Raw genomic sequence first — 25,645 nt, 5'->3', positions numbered from 1 at the left:
CAGTCTGTTTTTGGCCGCGCTCAATGATCACGCCCACATCCCGTGCGCCGCGTACTGCTCCGGGTTTGGACAGGCGCAGGCGCAGCCAGCTCACATTGAATTCGCTGCGCACAATGTCCGCCGCCTGTTCCGCCATGGTCTCCACCAGCAGGAACTCGCTGCCTTCGATAAATGCAATCAAGCGCTTGGCCACGGCTTTGTAATTGAGCGTGTGCTCGATGTTGTCGGTGCGCGCGGCTTCGCGAATATCGAAGGACATTTCGATATCCAGGCTCACGGTCTGGCGCACCTCACGCTCCCAGTCGTAGATACCGATGATGGTGTCCACCTTGAGGTCGCGGATATAAACGATATCCAATTTCTTCTCCTTTATTCCCTGCCCAGTGCGCCGGTCAGTTCCGTCAGCGGCCAGCGCGGACGCACATCAATGTCTAGCCCCGTGCGCTGCCCGGCCTGCAGGCGCAGGCAGCCGGCGTAGGCGATCATGGCACCGTTGTCGGTACAGAACTCCTGACGCGGGTAATACACGCTGCAGCCGTCTTCCGCGAGGCGCGCTTCCAGCCTCTGCCGCAGCAGCTTGTTGGCGGAGACGCCTCCGGCAATCACCAGGGTCTTGCGCCCCGTCTGCTTGAGGGCGCGGCGGCATTTGATCACCAGGGTGTCCACCACCGCCTCCTGAAAGGCCGCGGCGATATCCGCACAGGTTTGCTCCTCTGGCAGGCCGTCCTCCAGCGCGTGCTGTTGCACCGTGGTCAAGGTGAAGGTCTTCAATCCGGAAAAACTGAAATCCAGCCCCGGCCGGTCGGTCATCGGACGCGGAAAGGTAAAGCGCTGCGGGTCGCCCTTCTCAGCCAGAGCGGCGAGGCGCGGACCGCCCGGATAGTCGAGGTCGAGCATTTTGGCCGCCTTGTCAAAGGCCTCACCGGCGGCGTCGTCCAGGGATTCTCCCAGCAGCGTGTAGCGACCGAGTCCCTGCACATCCACCAGCTGGGTGTGACCGCCGGAGACCAGCAGGGCCACAAACGGAAATGCCGGCGGATTTTCCTCCAGCATGGGGGCCAGCAGGTGTCCTTCCATATGGTGAACGCCCACCGCCGGCACATTCCAGCCGAACGCCAGCGCGCGACCGGCACAGGCGCCCACCATCAAGGCGCCGATAAGACCGGGTCCTGCGGTGTAGGCAACACCGTCGATGTCTTCAGGGCGAGTATTACTCGCAGCCATCACCTCCCGGATCAGCGGCAACAGTTTGCGCACGTGATCGCGACTCGCCAGTTCCGGCACTACCCCGCCGTAGTCCGCATGCAGTTTGACCTGACTGTAAAGGGTGTGGCCCAGCAACCCCTGCTCACTGTCGTACAGGGCGACGCCGGTTTCGTCACAAGAGGTTTCTATTCCGAGTACTCGCACAGTTATCTCACATTCAACAAACGGTCCCCCACAGGCACCTGAAGCGGACAAATGACCACTGCGATCCGGGTGGAGGGGGCGCTATCATACTCTGTAGCGCGTATACCTGCGCAGCGCCGAGCCGAAAGCACCTGACCCAAGCGTCACACAAAGCGCGCAACCAGCCCTCAGGCGCGATAGTGGCTCACCCGGGCGGGGATACCGCCACAAGGCTTGCGAAGGCCAAATCATCTGTATAGAATTTGCGCCCTCGCTGTGAACCGGCCTCCGGATTGCATCTGCGAGAAGAGCAATTTGCCGGACAGGCCACGCCAGAAGTCCTTAGTTTGGACGCTGGCAGAGAGAAACGAATTTTACAGGTAATCTAATGCCCTCAGTACGCATCAAAGACAACGAGCCCTTTGACATCGCCCTGCGCCGCTTCAAGCGCTCTTGTGAAAAAGCTGGTGTACTCTCCGAAGTACGTCGTCGCGAGTTCTACGAAAAGCCCACCTGGATTCGCAAGCGCAAGGCTGCCGCTGCTGTTAAGCGTCACGCCAAGAAAATGCAGCGCGAAAACCGCAAGTTCCAGCGTCTCTACTGAGTTCGAGCTTAATCTCTCGCTCACAGCAAGATGACGTGAACCCGGTTCGCGATCTGAAACGGCGCCCGAGGCAACTCGCGCGCCGTTTTTTATTTCCGGATCAATGCACTTTGCTTCACCGCGCCGATCCGCCACTATTGACCACCAATTTCGCCCGTAAACACTGGTTGAGACAACTCTGGATAACATCATGAGCACACTCAAGGAAACCCTCTCCACCGCTACCAAAGACGCCATGAAGGCCCGCGAAAAGGCGCGCCTGGCGACCCTGCGCCTGATCAATGCCGAGATCAAGCGTGTGGAAGTGGACGAGCGTATCGAGCTGGACGACGCCCGCATCCTCGCCGTGTTGGACAAGATGACCAAGCAGCGCCGCGATTCCATCACCCAGTACGAAAAGGCTGGCCGCCCGGAACTGGCGGAAATTGAGCAGCAGGAAATCGACGTGATCCAGGAATTCCTGCCAGCGCAGCTGTCAGAAGCGGAAATCGCCGACATCGTCCGCGCCGCGGTAGCCGAGACGGGCGCCAGCAGCATGGCGGATATGGGCAAGGTTATGGCACTGGTGAAACCGCAGGTGCAGGGCCGCGCGGATATGGGTGCCGTCAGCAAACTCGCCAAAGCCGCGTTTTAACAAGCGTTCAGGCAGCAGCAGATGGCAGGCAAGATCCCGCAGTACTTTATCGACGACCTGTTGGCGCGCGCCGACATAGTTCCTGTCGTCGATAGCCGGGTAAAACTGCGCAAAACCGGAAAAAACTATTCCGCCTGCTGCCCGTTTCACGACGAAAAGACCCCATCGTTCACCGTAAGCCCGGACAAGCAGTTCTACTACTGCTTTGGCTGTGGTGCCAGCGGCAACGCGGTCGGCTTCCTGATGGAATACGACCGCCTGCCATTTCCGGAGGCAGTGGAAAAGCTCGCCGCGAGCCTTGGTATCGAAGTGCCGCGGGAGCAGCTCGCCCCGGGCCAGATCAAGCGCCAGCAGGAGAGCCAGAGCCTCTACCAGCTTACGGAAAAGGCCGCGGAATTCTTCCGCGCGCAACTGAAAGACCACAAGATCGCCGCCCGCGCCATCACCTACCTGAAAAACCGCGGTCTGTCCGGCGCGGTGGCCAAGGAGTTTGGTATCGGCCTGGCGCCGCCTGGGTGGGACAATCTGCTCAACCAGCTAGGCACCTCCTCGGAAAAAGCCGAGCAACTGGAGCTCGCAGGTCTCGCCATCCGCCGCACCGACAGCGACGGCTCCGCTAGTGGAACTGGGGGCAAGAACGAGCCTGGCAAGCGCCATCACTACGACCGCTTCCGCAACCGCATCATGTTCCCGATCCGCGATCAGCGCGGGCGCACCATTGCGTTTGGCGGCCGTGTGCTGGGGGACGAAAAGCCGAAGTACCTCAACTCGCCCGAAACCCCGATTTTCCACAAGGGCAAGGAGCTGTATGGACTGTGGGAGGCGCGCCAGGCCAACCGCGAGCTGAAGCGGCTGATCGTGGTGGAAGGCTATATGGACGTGGTGGCACTGGCCCAGTTCGGCATCCGCTGCGCCGTTGCCACCCTCGGTACCGCCTGCGGCGAGGACCATATCCAGCTTGCTTTCCGCCACACCCAGGAACTGGTGTTCTGTTTCGACGGTGACCAGGCCGGGCGCACCGCTGCCCGCCGCGCGCTGGAGGCCGCACTGCCGCACATGCAGGATGGACGTAGCCTGCGCTTCCTGCTGCTGCCCGAGGGGGAAGACCCGGATACCCTGGTCCGCCAGATCGGCGGTGAGCGCTTCGACCAGTTGATCGACGAGCAGGGCCGCCCGCTGGAAGACTTCCTGTTCGACCTGCTGGGGGAAGGCATCAACATCCAGACCATGGACGGCCGCGCGCGCCTGTCCAAGGCCGCCGCCCCCCTGCTAGACCTGCTGCCCGCCGGCGTCTACCGCCAGCTGATGTTCCAGCAGCTCGCCCGCCGCACCGGTCTCGAACAGGACATGCTGGAAGAGATCATCGCCGCGGAAAAGGCGCGCACCGCCAAACTCGCCCAGGATGCGCGGCCTCCGGCCCCGCAACCGGCCCAGACCCAGCCCCAGGCCGCGGCGCTGCCGGAGTCCACACCGACAATCGACTTTCCGGACGCAGACGACTACCCAGCCGCGCCCCCCCCGGACTACGACTACCGCGACGAGCCACCGCCCTACCCGGACGAAGAAGCTCCGCAGCAGACAACCGCACGACGCCGCGGCGGCCAGTATCGCCTGCCTGCCGAGCGCATGCTGATCGCCCTGCTGCTGCACCACCCTCAGCTGGCGCAGCTGATCGACGAGAGTGCGCGCTTTGCCGGCAGCAGCGACGCCGATCTACAGCTGTTCGGCGACATCCTCAAGGTCATGCACCAGAACCCGGCGCTCAACAGCAACCAACTATTCGGCCGCCTGATGAATCTGGAGTGCAAGGAGGCCCGCGAACTCATCCCGCGCCTCGCCATGAGCCACCCGATTGTGGGCGGCGCCGGCCAGAAGCTGGAATACGACCCCGAGACCGAATTCCGCGACTGCCTGCAGAGCCTCGACCAGGCCGCCGAGCGGCAGCGCAAGCGCAGCCTGGTGGACCAGCTGAAAAGTGCCGGCAACACCCTGGGCGCCGAACAACTGGCACTGCTGGCACAATTTCGGCGCAAATCCGACTAACAGCCCCTTGAATTCCAGGGCGCCAGCACCATATTCACATCCCCTCCGCCAAAAGCGGCGGAAACCTGGTCAGACAAACGCCCGGAGCCCCCGAAACCACTCACCTGCCTTGACAGTCACGGTGGTTATTGCTTACGCAAATACGCTATAATCCCGCGTCTTTGTCCAGACAAAAGTCCCGACTTTCCAATCCCCAGAATTCAGGGTTGTGCATGACCGACAAAACCCAACAGCAAAAGACCACCTCCCGCATCAGAGAGCTGATCGCCCGCGGTAAAGAGCAGGGCTACCTCACCTATGCGGAGGTGAATGACCACCTGCCGGAGGACATCTCCGATCCAGATCAGGTGGAAGACATCATCGGCATGATCAACGACATGGGTATCAAGGTGTTCGAAAGCGCACCGGATGCCGAAGAGCTGTTGATGGCCGAAGGCGATAGCTCCGCCGATGAAATTGCCGCCGCCGAAGCCGCCGCCGCCCTCGCCGCGGTAGAGTCCGACGTTGGCCGCACCACCGACCCGGTGCGCATGTACATGCGCGAAATGGGAACCGTGGAACTGCTCACCCGCGAGGGCGAGATCGCCATTGCCAAGCGTATCGAAGAAGGCCTGCGTGAGCTTATGGCCGCCCTTGCCTACTGGCCGGGCGCGGTACAGCAGGTGATCGACGAGTATGCGCTGATCGAGAAAGAAGAGCGCCGCATTCCCGACGTGATTGCCGGCTGGCTCGACCCCGCGGAAGACGTACCTCCCGGTGCCCAGGCCGGTCAGGATACCGACACCTCCGCCAGCGACAGCGACTCCGACAGCGACTCCGACAGCGATGACGACGACGATGACGACTCCTCTACCCAGGAAGAGGAAGAGACCACCAGCGGCATCGACCCGGAAGAGCTGGCCGCGCGCATGCAGGAACTGATCGCGGCACAGAAGAAAGCCGACGCCGCCGTCAAGAAACATGGCCGCGACTCCAAAGAGGCCGGTGAGGCCATGGAAGCCGTGGGCGATATCTTCCGTTTCTTCAAACTGGCCCCGCGCCAGTTCGATCCACTGTACAACCAGGTACGCAGTATTCTCGACGAAGTGCGCGAACAGGAGCGCGTCGTCATGAACCTGTGTATCAAGAAAGCGAAGATGCCGCGCAAGACCTTCATCAAGGAATTCCCCGGCAACGAAGTGAATGACGACTGGGTACCGTCCATCGTCAAGAAAAAGCGCGACTACTCCGACGCCCTGCGTCAGGTAGCCGAAGAAGTTCAGCGCGCCCAGCGCAAGCTGACCCAGGCCCAGGACAAGGCCCAGCTGGAAATCGGCCAGATCAAAGAGATCAACCGCCGCATGTCCATCGGTGAGGCACGCTCCCGTCGCGCCAAGAAAGAAATGGTCGAGGCCAACCTGCGTCTGGTGATCTCCATCGCCAAGAAGTACACCAACCGCGGCCTGCAGTTCCTGGACCTGATCCAGGAGGGCAACATCGGCCTGATGAAGGCGGTAGACAAGTTCGAATACCGTCGCGGTTACAAGTTCTCCACCTACGCTACCTGGTGGATTCGCCAGGCCATTACCCGCTCCATCGCGGATCAGGCGCGCACCATCCGTATCCCGGTGCACATGATTGAGACCATCAACAAGCTCAATCGTATCAGCCGCCAGATGCTGCAGGAGATGGGCCGCGAACCCACTCCGGAAGAGCTGGGCGAGCGTATGGATATGCCGGAAGACAAGGTGCGCAAGGTCCTGAAAATCGCCAAGGAACCGATCTCCATGGAGACGCCGATCGGCGATGATGAAGATTCCCATCTGGGTGACTTTATCGAAGACCAGAACCAGTCGTCTCCGGTGGACACCGCCACGGCAACCGGCCTGCACGACGCCACCCGCGCCGTACTGGCGGGACTGACCGCACGGGAAGCCAAGGTACTGCGTATGCGCTTCGGTATCGACATGAACACCGACCACACCCTCGAGGAGGTGGGCAAACAGTTCGACGTTACCCGGGAGCGTATCCGCCAGATCGAAGCCAAGGCGTTGCGCAAACTGCGCCACCCCTCGCGCTCCGAGCACCTGCGCAGCTTCCTGGACGAATAATTCGTCCATAATAAAAAGCCCGGAATTCCCGGGCTTTTTTTTTGACATTTTATTGACAGTGACGCGGCGAGAATCCGTGTTCTTACTGCCCGATCGCAGGGCGAAACACAGCCACATGGGACGCAAGAAACCAGCCATGCAAGATCAATTTGTCAACAAACCCGGCAAAACCGGCATCTCCCGCCTGATCGATGCCACCGAATATTCCCGCCAGGGGCTGCTCGCCACCTGGCGCAACGAGGCTGCCTTCCGCCAGGAAGTCACCCTTGCCATCTTCCTGATCCCCGCCGCCCTTTGGCTCGGTGAAAGCGGCGTGGAGCGCGCGCTGCTGATCGGCGCCACCCTGCTGGTGATGATCGTCGAACTGCTGAATAGCGCGGTGGAAGCCGTGGTGGACCGGGTCGGCCCGGAGAAGCACCCGCTGTCGAAGATCGCCAAGGACACCGCCTCTGCTGCGGTGTCGCTGTCCCTGCTGATGTGGCTCACCACCTGGGGCTGTATCCTGTTGCCGCGCTGGATCGGCTGAGAAATTGCTGAAAAATTACCGCGCGGCATAGCCCGACAAAATTCGCCACCGCCGGGCCTTCCGCGCGGCAAGCCCCGTCCCCTTGGCTAAAATTCTGGAACCATCGTACCAGTTGGCGTGTGCAACGGATCTGCACACTCAGTACCAATAACGAACCAGGGACGGATTCATGTTGTCGTACCTCCGCGTCGCCGGTGCGTTTTGCGACCGCGCGCCGACGCAGCGCCGCATCTTGCTGCCACTCCTGTTCACCCCGCTGGTCACTTCCAGCGCCCTCGCCCAGACCGCGGCGACCCAGCTGAGTTTTGGCAGCGGCGACGACCTCTACACACTGACCGCCAGCAGCTCCGCAGGCAGCGACCAAGACCTCCAGATTGACGGCGGCAGCGGTCGCGATACCCTCACCATCCAGGGCCTCAGCATCGCCAATCCCGCGCGCCTGCGGCGCTGGGAGACCGTGGAACTGGAAAGCGGCTCCCGCCTCACCCTCGACACTCACCTGACTCTGGGCGACGACGGTCAACTACCCAGTCAGCTCATCATCGACAGCGACAGTGCCCTGCTGCTGCCACTCTACAGCGCCGGCGTATTTCCCAGCGGCAACCAGCCACTCACCGTGACCAATCACGGGCTGATCGATATGAGCGGCACGAGTGCCAATCTGCTGATGATCCAGGGGAATTACACGGGTAGCGGCGCCATCCGTATGGACATGGTGGCGGGAGGGGATGACAGTCTCGCGGACCGACTGGTGATCAGTGGTGGCAATGCCAGCGGCAATACCCTGCTGCAGTTCAACCGTCTGGCCGGCAGCGGCGCCGACACTCTGGACGGTATTCTGGTGGTGGAAACCCGCGGCGGCGCCAGCACCGCGGACAACGCCTTCTACATGACCGAATCCATCTCCGCCGGCCCCTACGAATACTTTCTGTTTCGCGGCGGACACGATCCCGCAGACGCGGACAACTGGTACTTGCGCTCAAACTTACTGCCCGGCGATGTACCGGCTACCAGCCCGTCTGCCCCGGCTGCCACATTTGCATTCACCAGTGGCGCAGGTATTGCAGTGGCCACTGGCGACATTGGCGAGGCGGCGATCCCGATCATCGCACCGCCCCCCTCAGCAGGCAGTGCGCCAATCCGCCTGTACCGCCCGGAAATTCCCCTCTACGCGCAGACAAAATCCCTCGCCCGCCTGACCTCGCTGCAGGAGATCGGCAGCTACCACAAACGCCGGGGGGAGCAGCGCAGCTGGTTTGACGGGGTCAACGACGACTGGATGCGCGTGCATCACACCAGTGCGGACTACAACTGGCACGGGGATACCAGCAACCGCTTTGACGGCAACATCACCGGCGTGCAGCTCGGCACCAACCTCTGGTCCGGTCCCACCTGCACCGGCGGCGCCCGCGAAATGGGCCTGTTCCTCGGCAGCACCCGCGCCAGCGGCGATGTCACCGGCTTCGCGCGCGGCTTCAGCGATTACGAGGCCGGGCAGAACCAGCTCACCAGCCACCACATCGGCTACTACTTCAACAACTACCGCCCGGATATGGGCTACCTCGATGTGACCGCCAAGGTCGCCTACCTGAAACTGGAAAGTCGCTCCTCCCGCGGCATCGGCGACACGGTCAGCGGCCCGCAACTCACCCTGTCCATGGAAAAAGGCTTTACCTGGCAGGTGGCAGAGCACGTAAACCTGGAACCGCAGCTGCAATTGGTCCTCAACTACAGCAACCTCAGCGCGTTCGACGATGGCATTTCCTGGGTGGAACCGGACATGACCCCGGAGGCCAACTTCCGCGTGGGCCTGCGCAGCTACAATACCGACACTCCCTGGCTCGACCGCCGGCTGCGCTTTTATCTGTTCGGCAATCTGTGGCACACCCTCGGCGGCAACGACCAGCTGCTGTTCGATAACAAACTGCAAACCAGTCTCGAGCGCCAGGCGACCTGGGGAGAGTTCGGCGGCGGTATGGTATTGCTGGAACACCAGCTCGGCAGCGCCTTCTTCAACGTGGGCTATCAGCACTCGCTAGACGACCTGAACTGGTCCGGCGGCAGCGCCAACCTGGGCTTCAACTGGGCCTGGTGACATTTCACCCGCGCCCCCGCCAGCTCCAGCAGCAAAGTCTCACGGCAAAGCCGTTGATCTGCTGGGAAAAATCAAGTAATTTCCCATCCCCTCGCGCAAGGCGCGAGCTTCCTTTGGGGCCTATAGCTCAGTTGGTCAGAGCAGTCGACTCATAATCGATTGGTCGCAGGTTCAAGTCCTGCTGGGCCCACCAACTCTTTCCCTGCAAATCCGGTTTTGACGACGCTATTGAATGCCCGAGGCGGCCTTCTTCATACCGGCTTCCAACTTCTTGATGTCTTCCGGCGACAACTGCGGGCGGTCGATATTGATCGTCAGCTTGTTCAGCGTGGCCGTCAGCGGGAACGGCGGTAGATAGTCCGTATCGTCGATGCCGGTGATGGTGTCGGAGCCAATATCGAAGCTCTCGTCCCACTGCAGGATGATCGGGATCGTCTTCTCCATACGTTTGCTGGCAACTACCTTGCCGTCCACCTTCAGTGTGCCAGTGCCGCCCTTACCCACACCGGCAAAGCTGTTGAATTTGATCGTACCCAGGCCGAGACCATCGTATTTGAAGTCGAACTCGATGGTGTGTTGTCCGGGCGCCAGTGCCTGTGGCGCCTCCCATTTCACCCACTCGAGATTGAGCAGGTTCCAGTTGAATACCGGCTTGCCGCCGAGCAGGTAGAACCCCCAGCCCGCGAAGCGTCCGCCGGAGGTGACGATCATGCCCTCGGCGCCGCCCTGCGGCACCGTGATGTCCGCGGTGATGGTGTAGGAGGTATTGAGCAGGAAGGGCGCGTCGCCCTGGGGAATACCGGTCATTGGCCGCGTGTACACCAGCTCGTTGCGGCCGGCAGTGAGGCTCGGGCGTTCGGCCGCGACCCTGGCCGCAACCGACGCGCTCATCGGGAACACATGATATTTTTTGGCCTCGTCGACAAACATCTGCCGCATTTGCTTGACCTTGTCCGGGTGGTCGGCAGCAATATCTTCGGACTGGTTCCAACTCTCGTTGAGGTTGTAAAGCTGGAATGTCTGGTTGTTAAGCGGGTCCGTATTGGCCTCACCGAAGGCATCCCAAGGTGCACGGTTGACCTTGGTGCTCAGTAGCCAGCCCTCGTGATACAGCGCCCACTGTCCCATCATCTCGAAGTACTGGGTTTTGTGGCGCGACTCGGCTTTCGCGTTTTTCGCATCGAAGGTGTAGGCGAAGCTGGTTCCCTCCAATGGATTCTGCTTGATGCCATCCACATATTCGGGGGCGGGAATACCGATGACTTCCAGCAGTGTCGGCACCACATCGATGACGTGGGTGAACTGCTCGCGCAGCGCCCCCTTGTCCTTGATGCGCTTCGGCCACGAGATGACCATGTTCTGGTTGACGCCACCGAGCCGGGAGGCATTCTGCTTGAACCAGTCGAACGGGGTGTCGAAGGCCCAGGACCAGCCAGCGGACATATGGTTGTAGGTAAACTCGGTGCCCCAGGCATCGTGGTATTTCATCTGCACGTCGATCGGCGGCAGCACATCGTTGAAGAACGCCACCTCACTGAAGGTCCCTTGCGGCCCGCCCTCGGCGCTGGTGCCATTGTCGCCGTTGATGTAGATGACGATGGTGTTGTCGAGCTTGCCCAGGTCGTCGAAGGCCTGTATCACCCGGCCTATCTCATGATCGCTGTAGGCCGCGTAGGCCGCGAACACCTCGACCTGGCGGATAAAGAGTTTCTTGGCGTCGGCGCTGAGGCTATCCCAGGGCGGGAGGATATCCTTGGGCCAGGGGGTGAGCTTCTGGTCCGGCGGGATAACGCCGAGCTTCTTCTGGTTCTCGAAGATGCGCTCGCGCAACTTCTCGTAGCCGTCGTCAAACAGGTGCATCGCGTGAATTTTATCGACCCACTCCCTGGTTGGGTGATGCGGCGCGTGGGTTGCCCCGGGTACGTAATGCAGGAAGATCGGCTGGTTGGGGTCGGTCTGGTGAATCCGGGTCACCCAGTCGATGGCGTCGTCGGCCATCGCCGTTACCAGGTTCCAGCTGGGCTCCTTGCCGGTAACCGGCCAGATCTTCGCCTTGGGATCGGAGCGGTCCATCTTCAGGCTGCCCTCGTGCCCGATCCAGGGGTAGATCTGGGTGGTGTTGCGGAACAGGTTCGGCCCCCACTGGTTGGCGTCGCCGCCGACAAAACCGTAGAAGTAGTCAAAGCCCATTCCGGTGGGCCACTGGGTGAAGGGACCTACCTGGCTGGCCTGGTAAGTGGGGGTATTGTGGTTTTTGCCGAACCAGCTGGTGGCGTAGCCGTTGTCGCGCAAGATGCGGCCGATGGTTGCGTTATCCACGCCGATGATACTGTCGTAGCCGGGAAATCCCGTGGCCTGCTCGGCGATCACCCCGAATCCCACCGAGTGGTGATTGCGCCCGGTAATCAGCGCGGCGCGTGTGGGCGAGCACAGGGCGGTAGACATGATCCGGTTGTAGCGCAGGCCGTTTTCGGCGATACGCTCCATCGACGGCGTTGGGATGACGCCGCCAAACACACTGTTGACGGCAAAGCCGGCGTCATCGGTCATGATCAACAGGATATTGGGCGCATCCTTCGGTGGCACCACACGCGGTGGCCACCAGGGCGTGGATTGCAGTGCGCCTTCCTTGATCACACCGCCGAATTTCGGCGCGGGCGCGGGTAACTGGTTGCCCGGAATCGTCGTGGTCGCGCTCGGGGATCCGGGCTCTCCGGTATGCTGCTGCGCCAGCGCAGGAATTGCGACCGCGAGCGCGACCACTGCCGTCATCCGTGACACGAAACTCATCGCTACTCCTCGATGCTTCTCCACTAAACCGTGTGGCTGTAGCTGCCCCCTTAAAGACTAGTAAATAGATACCCTATTGCTATCGAACGAGAATTTTCCCTGAGTGCTGACGAGGGATCCGAACGTTGCGCGGTTAAAAGTGTTCGCGAACCACTTCCCCCAGCTGTTCCTCGGGTATCAGCAACTCCACTTCGCCCATGGAATAGGGCCCCAGGGTATACACACCGTACCGCAGCAGTAGCCCCTTATCCGTGAACCTGAAATCTTCGCTGCGCGCGAACGGCCAGTTCTCCCGAAAGTCTTCGCGCGCGTTCTGCGTGTCCAGCCACTGCTGATGCGCCGCCTGGGCCAGCGACCAGAACTTTTTCTCCGCTCCCGACTTGATCACGTCCTCCAGCGCGACACGCTTGTTCTGTGACAGGTCCCAGTTCAGCCACCGGGTCACCGGCATGCCATGGGCACCCCCGCTATAGACATAACTGGAAATTTCCACGGTCAGAAGGTTGTCCCGTTGCGAAAGTTTTTTGGCATCGCCGGCCATCTGCCAGCGCGCGCTGGAAATATCTGCAACCTTGGCGGCGTCGTCGATAAACGCCTGTGCCACCTGTGCGAGGCTGGTATCCGCCACCACAGGGGATTCGCCGTTGCCCTGCAACTGCTCGAGCAGCTGCAGGCGCACTGCCTCGTTCAGCGCGGGGCGGTCGGTAAATACCTCGCGACTGACGGTCACAGAGGTGCAATCTTCCGCCGGCTCACAATCCGGCGCGCGCCATTCCATGGCTTCCATTTGCGATGCAAGAGGTGACGCACCTGCGGTTTCGCGCTTTTCGCAGGCAGTCAGGTTCATCAACATTACGCACAGGAGGATTGCACTACCATGCGCCGCCACACACCTGTTGTTCCCGGTTGCCATCATTGCTCCTCTCCATTCATTGGTTAGCCAGTGGCGGAAGGCCACAGCATAGCGGTGGACCGCCATGCCGAGAAACGGTAAACGCATTGTCCGCTGATTCTACGGCAGCCTCTCTTGATCCCTCCTCCAGCGTGATAGAGTGGCCGGTTCACAGAACTGGTCCAGCTGTGCAATTGCCGCAACACAGACCAGAACAGTAGCTCCGGGAGCCGCATTTGACCGCTTTCACCCTGAACAGTATCCGCGCCATGGTCGACGACCTCACGTTTGAACGCGGGGAGGACTACTTTCTGCGCGGGCGTGTGCAGGAAACGATCTGGGATGAGCAATCGCAAATTTATCGCGGTCGCGTGAAGGGTTCAGCGCGCCTTGTGTACCGGGTAGAACTGGATATGGACCACGGCCGTTTGGTGGGCCTCTGCTCCTGCCCTGTGGGGCTCAACTGCAAACACGCGGTGGCCACTGCGCTCGCGTTGTTGCAACGGGACGAAAGGCCCGAACCGCGGCCGGAAACGGTGTCCCGGCAAATACCCGCAGCGGCCAAAACTCCCGAGTGGCAGCGCTGGCTGGAACAACTGCCGCCAGCACCACGCCCCACCCCCGCGCAACTGGAGCACGGCCTGCACTACCTGCTCTACGTGCTGGAACAAAACACCCTGGGACGCCTGCAGCTCGCCACCCAAAAGGGTTACCTGAAAAAAGACGGCAGCTGGAGTCAGCTGAAGCACTTTGCCCCGGATACGACGCGGCTCGGCTGGAATCGCCCCAGTCATCTGCTGGATGAAGATGTCACCATTCTGCAATTGCTGCCACACATCAACGCCGTCGGGCAGCTGGGGCTCGTCGGCGAACAGGGTCGCCAGGCACTAATTCACCTGTTCAACAGTGGCCGCTTTTACTTTGAAGACACCCCCATCCAGCGCGGCCCGGCAAGAGCACTCAACTGGACCTGGCAGACGCGAGACGATCAAAGCCAGCAGCTGGTGGCAGAACTGGAAGGAACCGAATCCATAGGGCAGTGGAAGCTGATCCCGGTAACGCCCCCCTGCTATCTGGACATGGATACTGCGGAAGTCGGCGATATCAATACCCCACTCCCCACCACCCAGCTGGCACACCTGCTGGAAATGCCCGCGGTGTCCGCAGCAGAGGTGGGACTGATGTCGGTGCAACTGCGCCAGCTGGTTCCCGCTACACAACTGCCGCTGCCGGTGGAGCCCAAATTGCAGCGCGTCAGTGAATTTACCCCGTACATTACCCTGGTGGGCTGCGACCTCGGCCACTACAAATTGCCGGCACTGAAGTTGCACTTCAAATACGGCGGGTTTTCCCTGGCGCCTCCCTACAGCAAACTTTTCGACGGCAAAGAGACCACCTTCGCGGAAGGTAATACCTACTACCAGATCACCCGCGATCTGGAAGCAGAGCACCGCTGTTGCGACCAGATTCATGCGCAGGGGCTCTATCTGATCGCCGAGCGTCTCGGCGACCAGGAAGAAGTGTGGGTCCCCGACGCCACCGCGCCAGAAAAAATTTTCGACAACTGGCGGGAGCTACTGAGCCAGCAAATTCCGGAATGGGAGAAACAGGGCTGGGTGATCGACAGCGACCCCAGCTACCAGTTTGAGCTTACCCGCGCAAATGTCGCCATTGAACTGTCCGACAGCGACAGCCAATGGTTCGAATTCGGCCTCAACATCACTCTCCCGGATGGACGCCAGCTGCCCATTGTCACGCTGGTTGAGCGCTGGCTGGAACAGGACGCACCACAGCAACTGACGATTAACATCGACGGCGAGTGGATCGGGATCGACACGGGCCCGCTGCAAAATATCCGCGGCCTGCTGCTGGATTTACTGCGGGAAAAGAGGCTTGGTGGCCCGGTGCGGCTGCCCGCATTCCAGGCCGCGCAGTTCGAAGGTGCGGCGAATCTCAATCAGCTCCGCGCCCCCGCCACCCGCAAACTGATCGAATTGCTGCACAATTTTTCCGGTTTGGAATCCGTTCCCGCCCCCAAGCATCTCAACGCAACCCTGCGCCAATACCAGCAGGACGGCCTCAACTGGCTGGTATTTTTGCAGCGTCACGGCTTTGGCGGCATTCTCGCCGATGACATGGGTCTCGGCAAAACCCTGCAGACGCTCGCGCTCATCCAGCACATGCAGGAGGTGGGGGAACTGACAAAACCCGCACTGGTGGTAGCCCCAACGAGCCTCACCGGCAACTGGTCGCGCGAGGCGGCACTGTTCGCACCGCAATTGAGGGTAACGCTGATCCACGGGCCGGACAGAACGCCGGCCTTCGACGAAATCGACCACAGCGACCTGGTGATCACCACCTACCCGCTGCTGGTAAGGGACCATGAGCGCTACCAGAAAAAACCCTTCAGCCTGATGGTCCTCGACGAGGCGCAGGCGATAAAAAACCCCGATACAAAAATCGCTGAATACGTGCGCGAACTGCACAGCGACACCCGCCTGTGCCTTTCGGGCACGCCGTTGGAAAACCACTTGGGGGAACTCTGGTCGCTGATGGATTTCGCCCTGCCGGGATTGCTGGGCGAACGCAAGACATTCCAGAAGGCCTACCGCACCCCGATCGAAAGCCACGGCAACCACGAGCGCCAGCAGGAACTCGCGCACAAGGTGCGGCCGTTCATGTTGCGCCGCACCAAAGCCGAAGTGGTATCCGAACTACCGCCAAAGACCGAAACCATCCAGTATGTGGAACTCGGCAGCAAACAGCGCGCCCTGTACGAAAGCGTACGCATCAGTCTGGAAAAACGCATCCGCGATCTGGTAGCACGCCAGGGCATGGGCAAGAGTCATATCGAATTTCTCGACGCGCTGTTGAAATTGCGCCAGACCTGTATCGATCCACGCCTGGTAAAGCTGGACAAAGCGAAAGGCATCCATGAGAGCGCAAAACTGGAATGGCTCGCGGAAACCCTGCCACAGTTACTGGAGGAAGGCCGCAGTATCCTGATTTTTTCCCAGTTCACCCAGGTACTGAGCCTGATCGAGGAACAGCTCGCGGCACTGAAGATCGACTACGCCAAACTCACCGGGCAAACCCGCAAACGCCAGCAGGTCATCGACCATTTCCAAAACGGTGAAGTGCACGTTTTCCTGATCAGCCTCAAGGCCGGTGGCGCCGGCCTCAATCTCACCGCTGCCGATGTGGTAATCCACATGGATCCCTGGTGGAATCCTGCCGTGGAAAACCAGGCCACGGATCGCGCCTATCGCATCGGCCAGGACAAGCCGGTGTTTGTCTATAAACTGGTGGCGGCAGACACGGTGGAGGAGCGTATCCACCAAATGCAACAAAAGAAGCAGGCGCTGGCGGATGCACTGTTTGATGCGGCGAATACTGCAGAGTTGCCAGAGGATAGAGAGGACCTGCTGACTCTTTTGTCCTGAAGAGATTGCCCGCAACTGGCTATCCACGTCCACATCGCGCACAGCGCCCTACTATGCTTATTGCCTACTGCCTCCTGGACCCAAGCGGAGGAAGCCAAAACCAGCGGGACCATGGAGAATTTCAGCAATGCACAGGCGCCTCATAGCAATATTTCTGCTGCTATTTCCCGCCCTGGCGTGCACTGCCGCTGAAGACGGCGATATGTCCGCCAACGAAGTCAGCCGGCAGCTTTCCAATCCCAATACATCCCTCGCGCGCCTGACTTTCAAGAATCAGTTCCGCTGGTTTGAGGGCAGCCTGCCGGGTGCTGATAACCAGCGTGGCTATGAACTGTTGTTTCAGCCTTCGTTTCCGATCAAGCTCGGTGGCGGCGATATGTTTTTTCTGCGCCCGGCTTTTCCGGTATTTTTTGACCAACCGGTGTTCGACGCCGACAAGGGGCGTTTCACCCAGGAGTTGGGGCTCGGGGATATCGGTTTCGATGTTTCTTATGGGCACACAACGGGGTCGGGAATAATTTTTTCTGCCGGCGTCGCCGGCAGCCTGCCTACCGCCACCGTCAGCGAACTCGGCACTGGCCAGATGACACTCGGGCCGGAGCTCTTCATCGGAAAAATGTCGAAAAAATACATCCTCGGCTTTTTTCCCAACCACCAGTGGGATGTAGCTGGCTGGGGAGACGAGGATATCAGTGTCACTACCCTGCAACCCATTGCCGTATACCTGCCGGGCAACGCCTGGAGTATCGCAACCTCACCAATAGCTACCTATAACTGGCGCACCGAAACCTGGACCACGCCGATCAATCTCGCTGTCAGCAAAACGGTGATTCTCGGCGAAACACCCTGGCGTTTCGGTATGGAGTTCAATTATTACGTCGAGCGCCCCGATGCATTCGGCCCGCAGTGGATGGTCGGCATCAACATCGTGCCGGTGGTGGAGAATGTATTTGCACGCTGGTTCCAGAAAAATCCGCAGGAAACTAACTGACCAATAAATTAGTTCTTAGGACACCCAGATCGATTCTTCTTTGTATCGGTGTTTTCAGAAGGACGCGCTCAGCCCGATACCAGAAAACTGTACATCCGCATACTGATCGACAAATTCCTGTGAGCGCCGTGCATGGTAGAGGCTCCAGCGAAGACGGCCGGTGGCAATTACCAGTCCAAAGCGCAGTTCGCCCACCGTCGGTTCCTTCTCCACACTGTGACTGTCCTTGAAGGTGTTGCCGTCGAGAAAAATATCCCGATTCACATAGCGCAACTGTAGGTCTGAAAACAGATACCAGCCATCACTGGATGACACTTCGCTGGCCGGTGCCGCAGTGGCCGGTGACAGAGCACTGACACCAACACTGGAATACAGGTTTCGGCCAAAGCGCACACCCAAACCAGATGCCAATGCGGTGTTAACGTTACCGAGATTACCACCAAGGGTGCCAGAGAGTTCGAAATTAAGGGTGGAGTTACCCACTGGCTGGATATACGCCCATTTACGGGCATAACTCAGCATGAGTGTCGGCTCATCTCTCAGCTGGTTGTCCCAGCCGTTCACTTCGTAAGTGTGAATGACGCGATGCAGTGACTGTTGCGCCTGTTCGGCACCGGAAGATGGCCCCACAATTCCCGCGGAAATTTCAAACCGCTCCGCCGTTGCCAGCCGGGATTCGGGAACCAGGTTCACCGAGTGCAGTGCCGCGCCCAGATACAACCAACCCGCATAGGGGCGATCGTATTCCAGCAACTCAGTTTCAAAAACTTCGTAAGGGGTAAAGATGGCCTGGCCGAGAAAATACTGGGTGCGGATTTCACGCTCCTGATAACTTTCGGGAAGAAGCGATGTCACCCATTGCGGGGAGGTATCCGACGTGTACGCCAGGCGCATTCCCTGGGTGTAATCCGCGTCGCTGGCGCCGTCAAATGAATCATTTTCCAGTTGCAGGGAAATATTGCCTGCAACTGCCGGGTCGATAAACGTGGCAAGCCCCACAACCCCTATCCAACAGGCGCAGCTCAGCCACAGTAACGAAGTTCCATTTCGCGTTATCTGTCTCACGCATGGATTTTAGACGTGCGTATTAGATTCGCCAGAAATTCACGTAGAGAGAAGCGCCATTTTTAACTTACGCATAAACAAAAAGGCGCGGGAATAACCCGCGCTTTTCAATTTACCTTGGCAGGCTATTTCAGGGAGTTACGATGTTGAACCAGAATTCGAAGCTGTCCAGATAAGACATCAATTCCTGAACTTTGGTTTCACTACCGGTCACTTTGATCTTTCCTGCAGAAATCGCATCTTTCATGGTGGTCTGCTGCAATACAATATTGTTCAGCGCGTCTCGCGAGAGCTGCAGGTTGGCATCGGCGCCTTTGGCCTGCCGATTTGGCGTGTGGTTGAGCACACCATTGACCATTTCCAGGCTGTATTTCTCACCAGTATCCGTGAAATCCATGTTGACCACGATGTGTTTTCCCGCGGCCTTCGGTCCATTGAGGCGCATGGCGAGGTAGTCAAAGAACAGATCCAGACTCATGGCACGCACGGTATCCGGACTCGCAGTATTGGGGGTCGGTAGCTTGGCGACGCCATTGCGCAGCTCCTGGGCACCGGTCAGATAGAAATTGCGCCAGGGGCCACTTTCCGCCTGGTAGCCCAATTGTTCGAGCACATCTGCCTGCAGGTTTTTCGCAGCCTGGTTCCCAGGCTCAGCGAACACCGCGTGATTCACCACCTCCGCCACCCAGCGGTACCCTCCCTTGTCATAGTAGGCTTTCGCTTTCTGCAGCAGCGCGTCGACACCGCCCATCATTTCCACATAGCGTTTGGACGCGTCCACCGGGGTCAGGGTATGCAGGGTGGCGGGGTTACCGATAAACCAGACCGGGTAAAGCACGTAGGTTGCCTTTACATCGTGGTTCAATGAGCCGTAATAACCGCGATTGGAAAAGTGCTTGTCAATCGCGTCGGGCAGTTTGATCTGCTCGGCGATTTCCACCATGGTGTAACCGTGGTTGGCCAGGCGCAATGTTTCGTCATTGATGTAGCGGTACATATCCCGCTGCAGGCCCAGGTGCTTGTTCAGAGCCTCGTTACCCCACACCGGCCAGTGGTGCATGGAATAGACAACTTCGGCCTCGTCACCCCACATATCTATTGCCTGGTTCAGATATTTAGACCACGCGAGGGGATCGCGAATCTTGGCGCCACGCAGGGAATAAGTATTGTGCAGGGTGTGCGTTGCGTCTTCCGCTGCATTCAAGGCTTTTTTTCCTTGATATAAAACAGCATCTCGGTTGGTGCTTCGGTATTCGGCGCAAACAGGAATTCATAGGTGAGGCCGTCGATCACATGGGTCTCACCGGTCTCCTTGATGATATCTGTCGGCGGTATCAAGGTTACCGTTCCCGCCGATGTGGTGGTGCCAAGCCCGGCGCCCACCTGCCCGCAGGGATTGGCCGGAAGCAGGTTGCCCTACATATAGCTCACGCGGCGACTCATGGCGGTACCGGCCATCACGTTTTCCGCTATCGCCGCCTCGAGAAATCCCACCGGTGCAAATATTTTCACTTTGCCCGATTTCACATCGGCTTCATCCACCACGCCGCGCACACCGCTGTAGTGGTCCACATGACTGTGGGTATAGATTACCGCTACCACCGGCTTTTTCGGACGGTGCTGAAAATAGAGGTCCAGAGCGACCTTGGCCGTTTCCGCGGAAATCAACGGGTCGAAAATTGTGATCCCGGACTTGCCCTCGACAATGGTCATATTCGAGAGATCTTGGTTGCGGACCTGGTAAATACCGTCGGCAACTTCGAACAGACCGGAAATATTGATGAGTTGCGATTGCCGCCACAGGCTGGGATTGACCGTGTCCGGCGCGGCCTCGCCCTCCTTGATAAAGCCGTATTGATCGGGATTCCAGATCACATTGCCCGCTTGCCCTTGATCATCGCGGTGGGCAGCGGCGCGATGAATCCTTTGTGAGCCTGTTCAAAGGAAGTTTTGTCCGCGAACGGCAATGCCTTTAACAGGGCACTGTTGGCACTTTTGGTCGCATCACTGGCAGGTTTAGGTTTTTCTGCGGCCATGGCATTAAACGCCAGGCTCGTGCCCACCACCAGGCTGGCAACCAGCTTCAAGCAGGAAGAGGAACTCATGTGTGTGGCCTCTGGTCGGCAAGAAGGTGCAAAAAGCCTAGCCAAAGGTGGAACGATCACCAGCCGCGAATAATAAATAATTGCCAGAATTATCCGTGGTGGAAGCTGGTGTCCGTCGCCGATTAAGGGTCGATGGAGGGGCCGGCCTCCTGCACTCGAAGCCGGCTCTCAAGAGCACACAACATCACTGAGGTCACCAGCGCCGTTATGATTTTTTCAGAACACATACCTGGTCACCGTAGTAGTTGTCGGCGTAGTTACATTCCAACTCGCTGCTGTTGGCCGGATTGGATTTGGTATCGATCATGGTCTTTTCTCCGTTGCTGGGTGTTGAGAACAGAGTAAAGATAAGCGTTACCAAACCATAGCTGAAATCAAATAAATCTCTCGCCAAGATCGAAAACAACTATTGAACACCTGTCCGGTTACTTAATGCAGACAATTGTCCAATAGCGGCTTAGGCAGGCTCTGGTCTGGCCCTCTATGTGCGGGGGGATCCTTTACGGCTTTATGCAAAAATCTATTCTCAAGGCACCCGCTTGAACCTCCGCTTATGGATATTTGCGCTGCGTCGCAACGCGACTGCAAATTGCGCGCAAAGTTCACGGAAGGCGGCGAAATCCGCCAGTTTTACACTACAGTTAGAAATGTAACCGCGCCGACTATTTGTGATATTCGCCAAGCCAGCCGTGTTACCGAGAGAGCAGCAACGCTTCAAGCAGCAGCGTATAAGTAGTAGAGGTCCCAGCATGAATACGCATTTGTCGGCAAAACCCCAAAGTTCACCCAAGCCTGCGCTGCTCGCTGAACAGCAGAAACACGAGCAGGCGCAACAGGACAAACGGGACAAGCCCGGCAAAACCGCTGCAAATCTGGGGCTGCGATATCCAAAGGATCTGGAGCGTTGCTTCGTGCTTGGGAATAACTGAGCCCCCGCTGATTTCCCGTTACTGTCCGGCTGCTATCCTGAAATTCAGACAAAACTGACCACGTTTCAGGAAGCAGCCATGGCATCCTCTCCATTAAGTATTCTCGCCATCTCTGGCAGCCTGCGCCAAAGCTCGTTCAACAGCGCCGCCCTCAAAATTGCGCAGGAAATGGCGGGAGACAGTGCTGTCTTCACCTTTGCCGACCTATCCAATATTCCCCTCTACAACCAGGACCAGCGCGACAAGGGCGTGCCGGCCCCAGTGCAGAGATTGAGCGACCAGGTTCTGGCCGCGGACGCCATCCTGTTTTCAACGCCCGAGTACAACTACTCGGTGTCCGGCGTACTGAAGAACGCCATCGACTGGCTGTCGCGCCTGGATCCACAGCCTTTCGCGGACAAGCCCGTGGCGGTGATGAGTGCCAGCATGAGTGCATTTGGCGGCGCCAGGGCGCAGTATGACCTGCGACGTATCCTTATCTATCTCGATGCGCACTTTGTGAATAAACCGGAAGTGATGATTTCTTTCGCACACAAAAAATTTGACGGCGACGGCAAGCTGGCCGATAGCGATACCCGCGAGCATATTGGCAGATTGGTCATCGCGCTGAGTGATTGGGCCCAGCGCCTGCAACGAAAATAAATACACGAGAAGGAATTCTGCCCATGAGCAACCTGATTCCCGAGGTCATTTCCGAGTGCACTGTGGAAGTGGGGTGCGATGCGCTCGAACTGATCATTGAACCCCAGGAAAAGGATCTTGGCGGATTTTCTGTACGCCGGGTATTGCCCACCCGCGAGCGCAAGATGGTTGGCCCGTGGATATTCTTCGACCATATGGGGCCGGCGGACTTTCCTGCGGGTACGGGCATCGATGTGCGCCCACACCCGCATATCGGCATCGCCACCGTCACCTATCTGTTTGAAGGGGAAATCCTGCACCGGGATTCCCTCGGCAGCCTGCAGGCCATCCGACCCGGGGATATCAACCTGATGCTGGCCGGACGCGGCATCGTCCACTCGGAGCGGGAGACTCCGCAGCTGCGCAATTCAGATCACCGCCTGCACGGCCTGCAGCTGTGGCTCGCACTGCCAGGCTCCGATGAAGAACTGGCGCCCGCGTTTTACCACTACCCCGCGGCGGATATCCCCACAACCAATATCGACGGCGTGCCGCTGCGGGTGATGATGGGCAGCGCCTATGGCTGTACATCGCCGGTGAGGACTTTTGCCGAAACCCTGTATGTGGAAGCGCATCTGCAGCCCGGGCAGCGCCTGACATTACCGGACGCGCCCGAGCGCGCGGTCTATGTGGCCGGCGGCTCCTTGAATGCGCGGGACACCCGGATTGAACAATACGCCCTCGCCGTTTTCCGGCATCAGCAAGGTGTGGAAGTGGAAGCTGTGGAGGAATGCCGGATCGCGATTATCGGTGGTGAGCCACTGGGCCAGCGCTTCATCGACTGGAACTTTGTCTCAAGCCGCAAGGAGCGCATCGCCCAGGCCATCGAGGACTGGCAGGCGGGGCGCTTTGACACTGTGCCTGGGGATAGCGAGGAGTTTATCCCCTACCCCACCCACTGACGCAAACCCGCCCGGAGCTGATCAGCCCACCATACATCCAGCCGCGGCAGTGTCTGCCCGATTCCCGCGGCTCCACCACTTCTCGTGGAAATAATAAGCCACGGTATTACAGGCGGGCTCCACCAGCGCCAGCGCGCTTCCGACCCAGAAGTCGCCAGTCATGACAAAGCCCACCGTGAACGCCACACCCATGTGGATCACCGCGAAACTGCACGTCTTCTTCATTGCGTCACCCTCCACCGGCTTTCCGGATTGCTCAATCTGATGGGTGAATTATTGATAACGATTCCTATTTATTGAAATCAATTGAATCTTTGGACCTGATTGCCCAGGGCTATGAGTAGGTCACGGAGGCGGAATCGTGAAAGGAGAAGATGGGTCAGATTTAGCGAGGCTGTAGAGGAAGGAGATGAACAGGAAGGACACGCGCTGTGCGTGCCCACCCTGCGAGAGTGCGGAAAGTTCGCGTTAGAAGTAGCCCACGCTGTCGGCGTAGTTGATCAGCGGGGTGCCGTAATCACCGCCCCACTCGTAGCCGTAGCGGCGCTCTGGCTCGATGGCCATGATGTCGTACTGCTTGCCCATGCCGCCCTCGGCAACCGAGCGGCCGCTGAAGAAGCCAACATCCTGGCCCAGGTCGTAGAAGCGGAACCACATGGTGCTGCCGGTCTTGTCCTGAATCGGATTGTAGGTGTCGTCGCTGCTGCCGCTGGATCGCTTGATGTAGGCCGTATCAACCTGTTTCACCGCCTCGCTGCGGTACCAGGCCAGCGCTGCGCGCACTGCGTCTTCCACCTCGGCAGTTTGCGGCTGCGACATCAGGAACGCGGTCACCAGCATGGATTCCTTGCCGCTCTTGGATACCAGTTCGTAGGAGCGCGCCTGGCGTGGCTCATAGTTCACCGGGTCGTGCTGGGCGCACCAGACGGTTTTGGCGCCGGCCTGCTCGATCTGTGCCTTGAGAATAAACTCCACGCCCTTGTCGATGGCGGTCGCAATACGCGTGCGCTGATCCGCGCTGAACAGGTCACCGTTCAACGGGGCTTCCTGACGCTGCGCCTGATCGAGCAGGATCAGCACTCTGGCCATGGCGCCGTCGTTGAAGGTGACATGGTTGGAATAGGTGGTACCGGTGCGCGCGGGATAGACCTGCGGCCAGCCGCCACTTTCATACTGCATGGTCAGCAGGAATTCCAGGGCATTGCGCGCGGCGTCGCGGTAGCGGCTGTCGTTGCTGCGCTGGTAGACGTCCGCCAGAAACATCAACTCGGTAACCGTGGCATCGTTATCGATGGTACCCAGTTCAACGCCGTCTGCGCCGGTCCAGTCGGCACGGGCGCTGCTGCCATCCCAGGGTGCCGCATACTTGGACACGCCGTATTTGTAAAAGCCGCCGTGGGGCATTTGCCAGGTGATCATATTGTCGGCCAGGGTCTGGTCGGCTGCCAGGCTGCTGCCTTTCCAGGACTTGTAGTTATCCAACTCCCCGTAAATCGGGTTGCCGGTCTGCGGCAGCATCACCCCTTCGGTGCCACCGGATGAGGAACCCGAACTGCCACCGGAGGAAGAGGAGCTGCTTGAGGAACTGGAGCTAGAACTGCCACCGGAGGAGCTACTGCTGGAAGAGCTCGAGCCACCGGAAGACGAACTCGAAGAACTGCTGGACGAACCGAACGCTGGCGGGCTGGTGTCGGAGCCACTGGAACCGCCACCACAGGCGGTCAACAACACGGATACCGCCATTGCGGCCATTGCCGTTACGAGTTTTTGTTGCATGGTCTACCTCTAAAACAAGGGTTTTTTCTCTACCCGCAACGGCCTTCAGCCGAAATACAGGCGCGCTTTTTTATCGGGCTGCGCAGGTCATTCCCTACTGCAATGTTTTAATTCCCCCAAAGCCAAAAAAGCCCCGCAAGCGGGGCAAAAATGGCAAAAGGGGTAATCCAGATCCGCTTAGAACTGAACGTTCACGCCGAGCTGGTAAGTGGGACCGTACGTCTCGCTCAGGAACATCATGTGCCCGTTGGAGAACTCGTTGCCCTCGAAGTACTGGATATTGCTTTCGTCAGTAATGTTCACCGCATCCAGGTACAGCTTCACGTTGTTGTTGACCTCGTAGGTGGCCTTGATGTCGTAGGTGACACCGGCATCCTGGTAAACGTCAGACCAGGCGGCACAGTTTTGCGAATAACCCAGGGCCGCGTCCGCGGCGATATCCGCATCGGTACAGGAACCGATGCGCTTCAGGATTTCGCTGCGGTAGTTGGTGATGAAACGAATAGAGAAGAAATCATTCTCCCAACCGAGGGTGGTGTTCACGGTCACGTCAGCCTGCTCCGGCAGACGGATTTTTTCCGCGCGCACACTGGCTCCGGCATCCGCTTCGGAGTGCAGCAGGGTGAAGTTGGACTGGATGAAGAAATTATTCAGCAGCCCCTGGGTGAAGTACTGGTTGTACGTCACTTC

At 59.1% G+C, this 25,645-nt stretch carries 23 protein-coding genes, 1 tRNA gene and 1 pseudogene; 13 read left to right on the top strand and 12 right to left on the bottom strand.

The genetic code is table 11. The features are described from left to right. Positions 1-358 (bottom strand): dihydroneopterin aldolase (gene folB / locus VIL80_RS01180; protein WP_332034339.1); only part of this gene is annotated, 358 nt, incomplete at its 3' end. Between the two features lie 11 nt (positions 359-369). Beyond that, positions 370-1,410, bottom strand: coding sequence for a tRNA (adenosine(37)-N6)-threonylcarbamoyltransferase complex transferase subunit TsaD (tsaD, locus tag VIL80_RS01175; RefSeq protein ID WP_332034338.1), 1,041 nt, complete (start codon positions 1,408-1,410; stop codon positions 370-372). Positions 1,411-1,777: 367 nt separating this feature from the next. On the opposite strand from tsaD, the gene rpsU reads away from it, so the two are divergent. The 7 genes from rpsU (at position 1,778) to VIL80_RS01140 (ending at position 9,574) form a co-directional block, all read left to right on the top strand. After that, a complete protein-coding gene (gene rpsU / locus VIL80_RS01170) occupies positions 1,778-1,993 on the top strand; it encodes a 30S ribosomal protein S21 (RefSeq protein WP_332034337.1) in 216 nt (71 codons plus the stop codon). 190 nt (positions 1,994-2,183) lie between these two features. Beyond that, positions 2,184-2,627, top strand: a complete 444-nt coding sequence (locus VIL80_RS01165; protein WP_332034336.1) for a GatB/YqeY domain-containing protein — start codon at positions 2,184-2,186, stop codon at positions 2,625-2,627. A gap of 21 nt (positions 2,628-2,648) precedes the next feature. Next, positions 2,649-4,670, top strand: coding sequence for a DNA primase (dnaG, locus tag VIL80_RS01160; RefSeq protein WP_332034335.1), 2,022 nt, complete (start codon positions 2,649-2,651; stop codon positions 4,668-4,670). 212 nt (positions 4,671-4,882) lie between these two features. Next, a complete protein-coding gene (gene rpoD, locus VIL80_RS01155) occupies positions 4,883-6,760 on the top strand; it encodes an RNA polymerase sigma factor RpoD (protein WP_332034334.1) in 1,878 nt (625 codons plus the stop codon). 136 nt (positions 6,761-6,896) lie between these two features. Next, positions 6,897-7,286 (top strand): diacylglycerol kinase, encoded by a 390-nt coding sequence (locus VIL80_RS01150; RefSeq protein WP_332034333.1) that lies wholly within the window; start codon positions 6,897-6,899, stop codon positions 7,284-7,286. Positions 7,287-7,455: 169 nt separating this feature from the next. Further along, positions 7,456-9,381: an autotransporter family protein gene (locus VIL80_RS01145; protein WP_332034332.1), complete on the top strand. Its 1,926-nt coding sequence runs from the start codon at positions 7,456-7,458 to the stop codon at positions 9,379-9,381. A gap of 116 nt (positions 9,382-9,497) precedes the next feature. Then, positions 9,498-9,574 (top strand) — tRNA-Ile (locus tag VIL80_RS01140). 32 nt (positions 9,575-9,606) lie between these two features. Here the strand turns inward: VIL80_RS01140 and VIL80_RS01135 are convergent. Together VIL80_RS01135 and VIL80_RS01130 are read right to left on the bottom strand one after the other, a co-directional pair. Further along, positions 9,607-12,171: an arylsulfatase gene (locus tag VIL80_RS01135; RefSeq protein WP_332034331.1), complete on the bottom strand. Its 2,565-nt coding sequence runs from the start codon at positions 12,169-12,171 to the stop codon at positions 9,607-9,609. 133 nt (positions 12,172-12,304) lie between these two features. Then, positions 12,305-13,018, bottom strand: coding sequence for a PdaC/RsiV family protein (locus tag VIL80_RS01130; protein ID WP_332034330.1), 714 nt, complete (start codon positions 13,016-13,018; stop codon positions 12,305-12,307). Positions 13,019-13,299: 281 nt separating this feature from the next. On the opposite strand from VIL80_RS01130, the gene VIL80_RS01125 reads away from it, so the two are divergent. Both VIL80_RS01125 and VIL80_RS01120 read left to right on the top strand, forming a co-directional pair. Then, complete coding sequence (locus tag VIL80_RS01125) at positions 13,300-16,506, top strand: DEAD/DEAH box helicase (RefSeq protein WP_332034329.1); 3,207 nt, start codon at positions 13,300-13,302, stop codon at positions 16,504-16,506. 127 nt (positions 16,507-16,633) lie between these two features. Further along, the gene (locus tag VIL80_RS01120) at positions 16,634-17,497 is read left to right on the top strand and encodes a hypothetical protein (protein WP_332034328.1); all 864 of its coding nucleotides are present in this window, start codon (positions 16,634-16,636) and stop codon (positions 17,495-17,497) included. Positions 17,498-17,551: 54 nt separating this feature from the next. On the opposite strand, the gene VIL80_RS01115 is transcribed toward VIL80_RS01120, so the two are convergent. The 5 genes from VIL80_RS01115 to VIL80_RS01095 all read right to left on the bottom strand — a co-directional run bounded on the left by VIL80_RS01115 (position 17,552) and on the right by VIL80_RS01095 (position 20,667). Further along, positions 17,552-18,496, bottom strand: a complete 945-nt coding sequence (locus tag VIL80_RS01115) for a lipid A deacylase LpxR family protein (protein ID WP_332034327.1) — start codon at positions 18,494-18,496, stop codon at positions 17,552-17,554. A 196-nt stretch (positions 18,497-18,692) separates the two neighbouring features. Continuing rightward, entirely contained in the window at positions 18,693-19,766 is a 1,074-nt protein-coding gene (locus tag VIL80_RS01110) for an alkyl/aryl-sulfatase (protein ID WP_332034326.1), read from the bottom strand. Further along, positions 19,763-19,900 (bottom strand): hypothetical protein, encoded by a 138-nt coding sequence (locus VIL80_RS01105; protein ID WP_332034325.1) that lies wholly within the window; start codon positions 19,898-19,900, stop codon positions 19,763-19,765. The genes VIL80_RS01110 and VIL80_RS01105 overlap by 4 nt, the downstream gene beginning before the upstream one ends. A gap of 78 nt (positions 19,901-19,978) precedes the next feature. Next, positions 19,979-20,437 carry an MBL fold metallo-hydrolase gene (locus VIL80_RS01100; RefSeq protein WP_332034324.1) on the bottom strand — a complete coding sequence of 153 codons (459 nt, stop codon included), beginning with the start codon at positions 20,435-20,437 and terminating at the stop codon, positions 19,979-19,981. After that, on the bottom strand, positions 20,434-20,667 hold the full coding sequence (locus VIL80_RS01095) for a hypothetical protein (RefSeq protein ID WP_332034323.1): 234 nt from the start codon (positions 20,665-20,667) through the stop codon (positions 20,434-20,436). Before VIL80_RS01095 ends, VIL80_RS01100 begins: the two co-directional genes overlap by 4 nt. A gap of 749 nt (positions 20,668-21,416) precedes the next feature. Between VIL80_RS01095 and VIL80_RS01090 the strand changes: the two genes are divergently transcribed. The 3 genes from VIL80_RS01090 to VIL80_RS01080 all read left to right on the top strand — a co-directional run bounded on the left by VIL80_RS01090 (position 21,417) and on the right by VIL80_RS01080 (position 23,179). Further along, complete coding sequence (locus tag VIL80_RS01090; protein WP_332034322.1) at positions 21,417-21,596, top strand: hypothetical protein; 180 nt, start codon at positions 21,417-21,419, stop codon at positions 21,594-21,596. A gap of 78 nt (positions 21,597-21,674) precedes the next feature. Next, positions 21,675-22,238: an NADPH-dependent FMN reductase gene (locus tag VIL80_RS01085; protein ID WP_332034321.1), complete on the top strand. Its 564-nt coding sequence runs from the start codon at positions 21,675-21,677 to the stop codon at positions 22,236-22,238. Between the two features lie 23 nt (positions 22,239-22,261). After that, positions 22,262-23,179 (top strand): pirin family protein, encoded by a 918-nt coding sequence (locus VIL80_RS01080; RefSeq protein WP_332034320.1) that lies wholly within the window; start codon positions 22,262-22,264, stop codon positions 23,177-23,179. Between the two features lie 21 nt (positions 23,180-23,200). Here VIL80_RS01080 and VIL80_RS01075 read toward each other — a convergent pair whose 3' ends face one another. Together VIL80_RS01075 and pelA are read right to left on the bottom strand one after the other, a co-directional pair. Continuing rightward, the gene (locus VIL80_RS01075) at positions 23,201-23,404 is read right to left on the bottom strand and encodes a DUF2061 domain-containing protein (RefSeq protein WP_332034319.1); all 204 of its coding nucleotides are present in this window, start codon (positions 23,402-23,404) and stop codon (positions 23,201-23,203) included. A gap of 243 nt (positions 23,405-23,647) precedes the next feature. Then, positions 23,648-24,697, bottom strand: a complete 1,050-nt coding sequence (gene pelA, locus VIL80_RS01070) for a pectate lyase (RefSeq protein ID WP_332034318.1) — start codon at positions 24,695-24,697, stop codon at positions 23,648-23,650. A 10-nt stretch (positions 24,698-24,707) separates the two neighbouring features. Here pelA and VIL80_RS01065 point away from each other — a divergent pair, with 10 nt between their 5' ends. After that, positions 24,708-24,968 carry a hypothetical protein gene (locus tag VIL80_RS01065; protein ID WP_332034317.1) on the top strand — a complete coding sequence of 87 codons (261 nt, stop codon included), beginning with the start codon at positions 24,708-24,710 and terminating at the stop codon, positions 24,966-24,968. Between the two features lie 164 nt (positions 24,969-25,132). On the opposite strand, the pseudogene VIL80_RS01060 reads toward VIL80_RS01065, so the two are convergent. Next, positions 25,133-25,645, bottom strand: a pseudogene (locus VIL80_RS01060) (TonB-dependent receptor); the annotation flags it as partial.

The organism is Microbulbifer sp. (assembly GCF_036563125.1).
GTDB lineage: Bacteria > Pseudomonadota > Gammaproteobacteria > Pseudomonadales > Cellvibrionaceae > Microbulbifer.
This window is presented reverse-complemented; position numbering and strand designations above follow the sequence as displayed.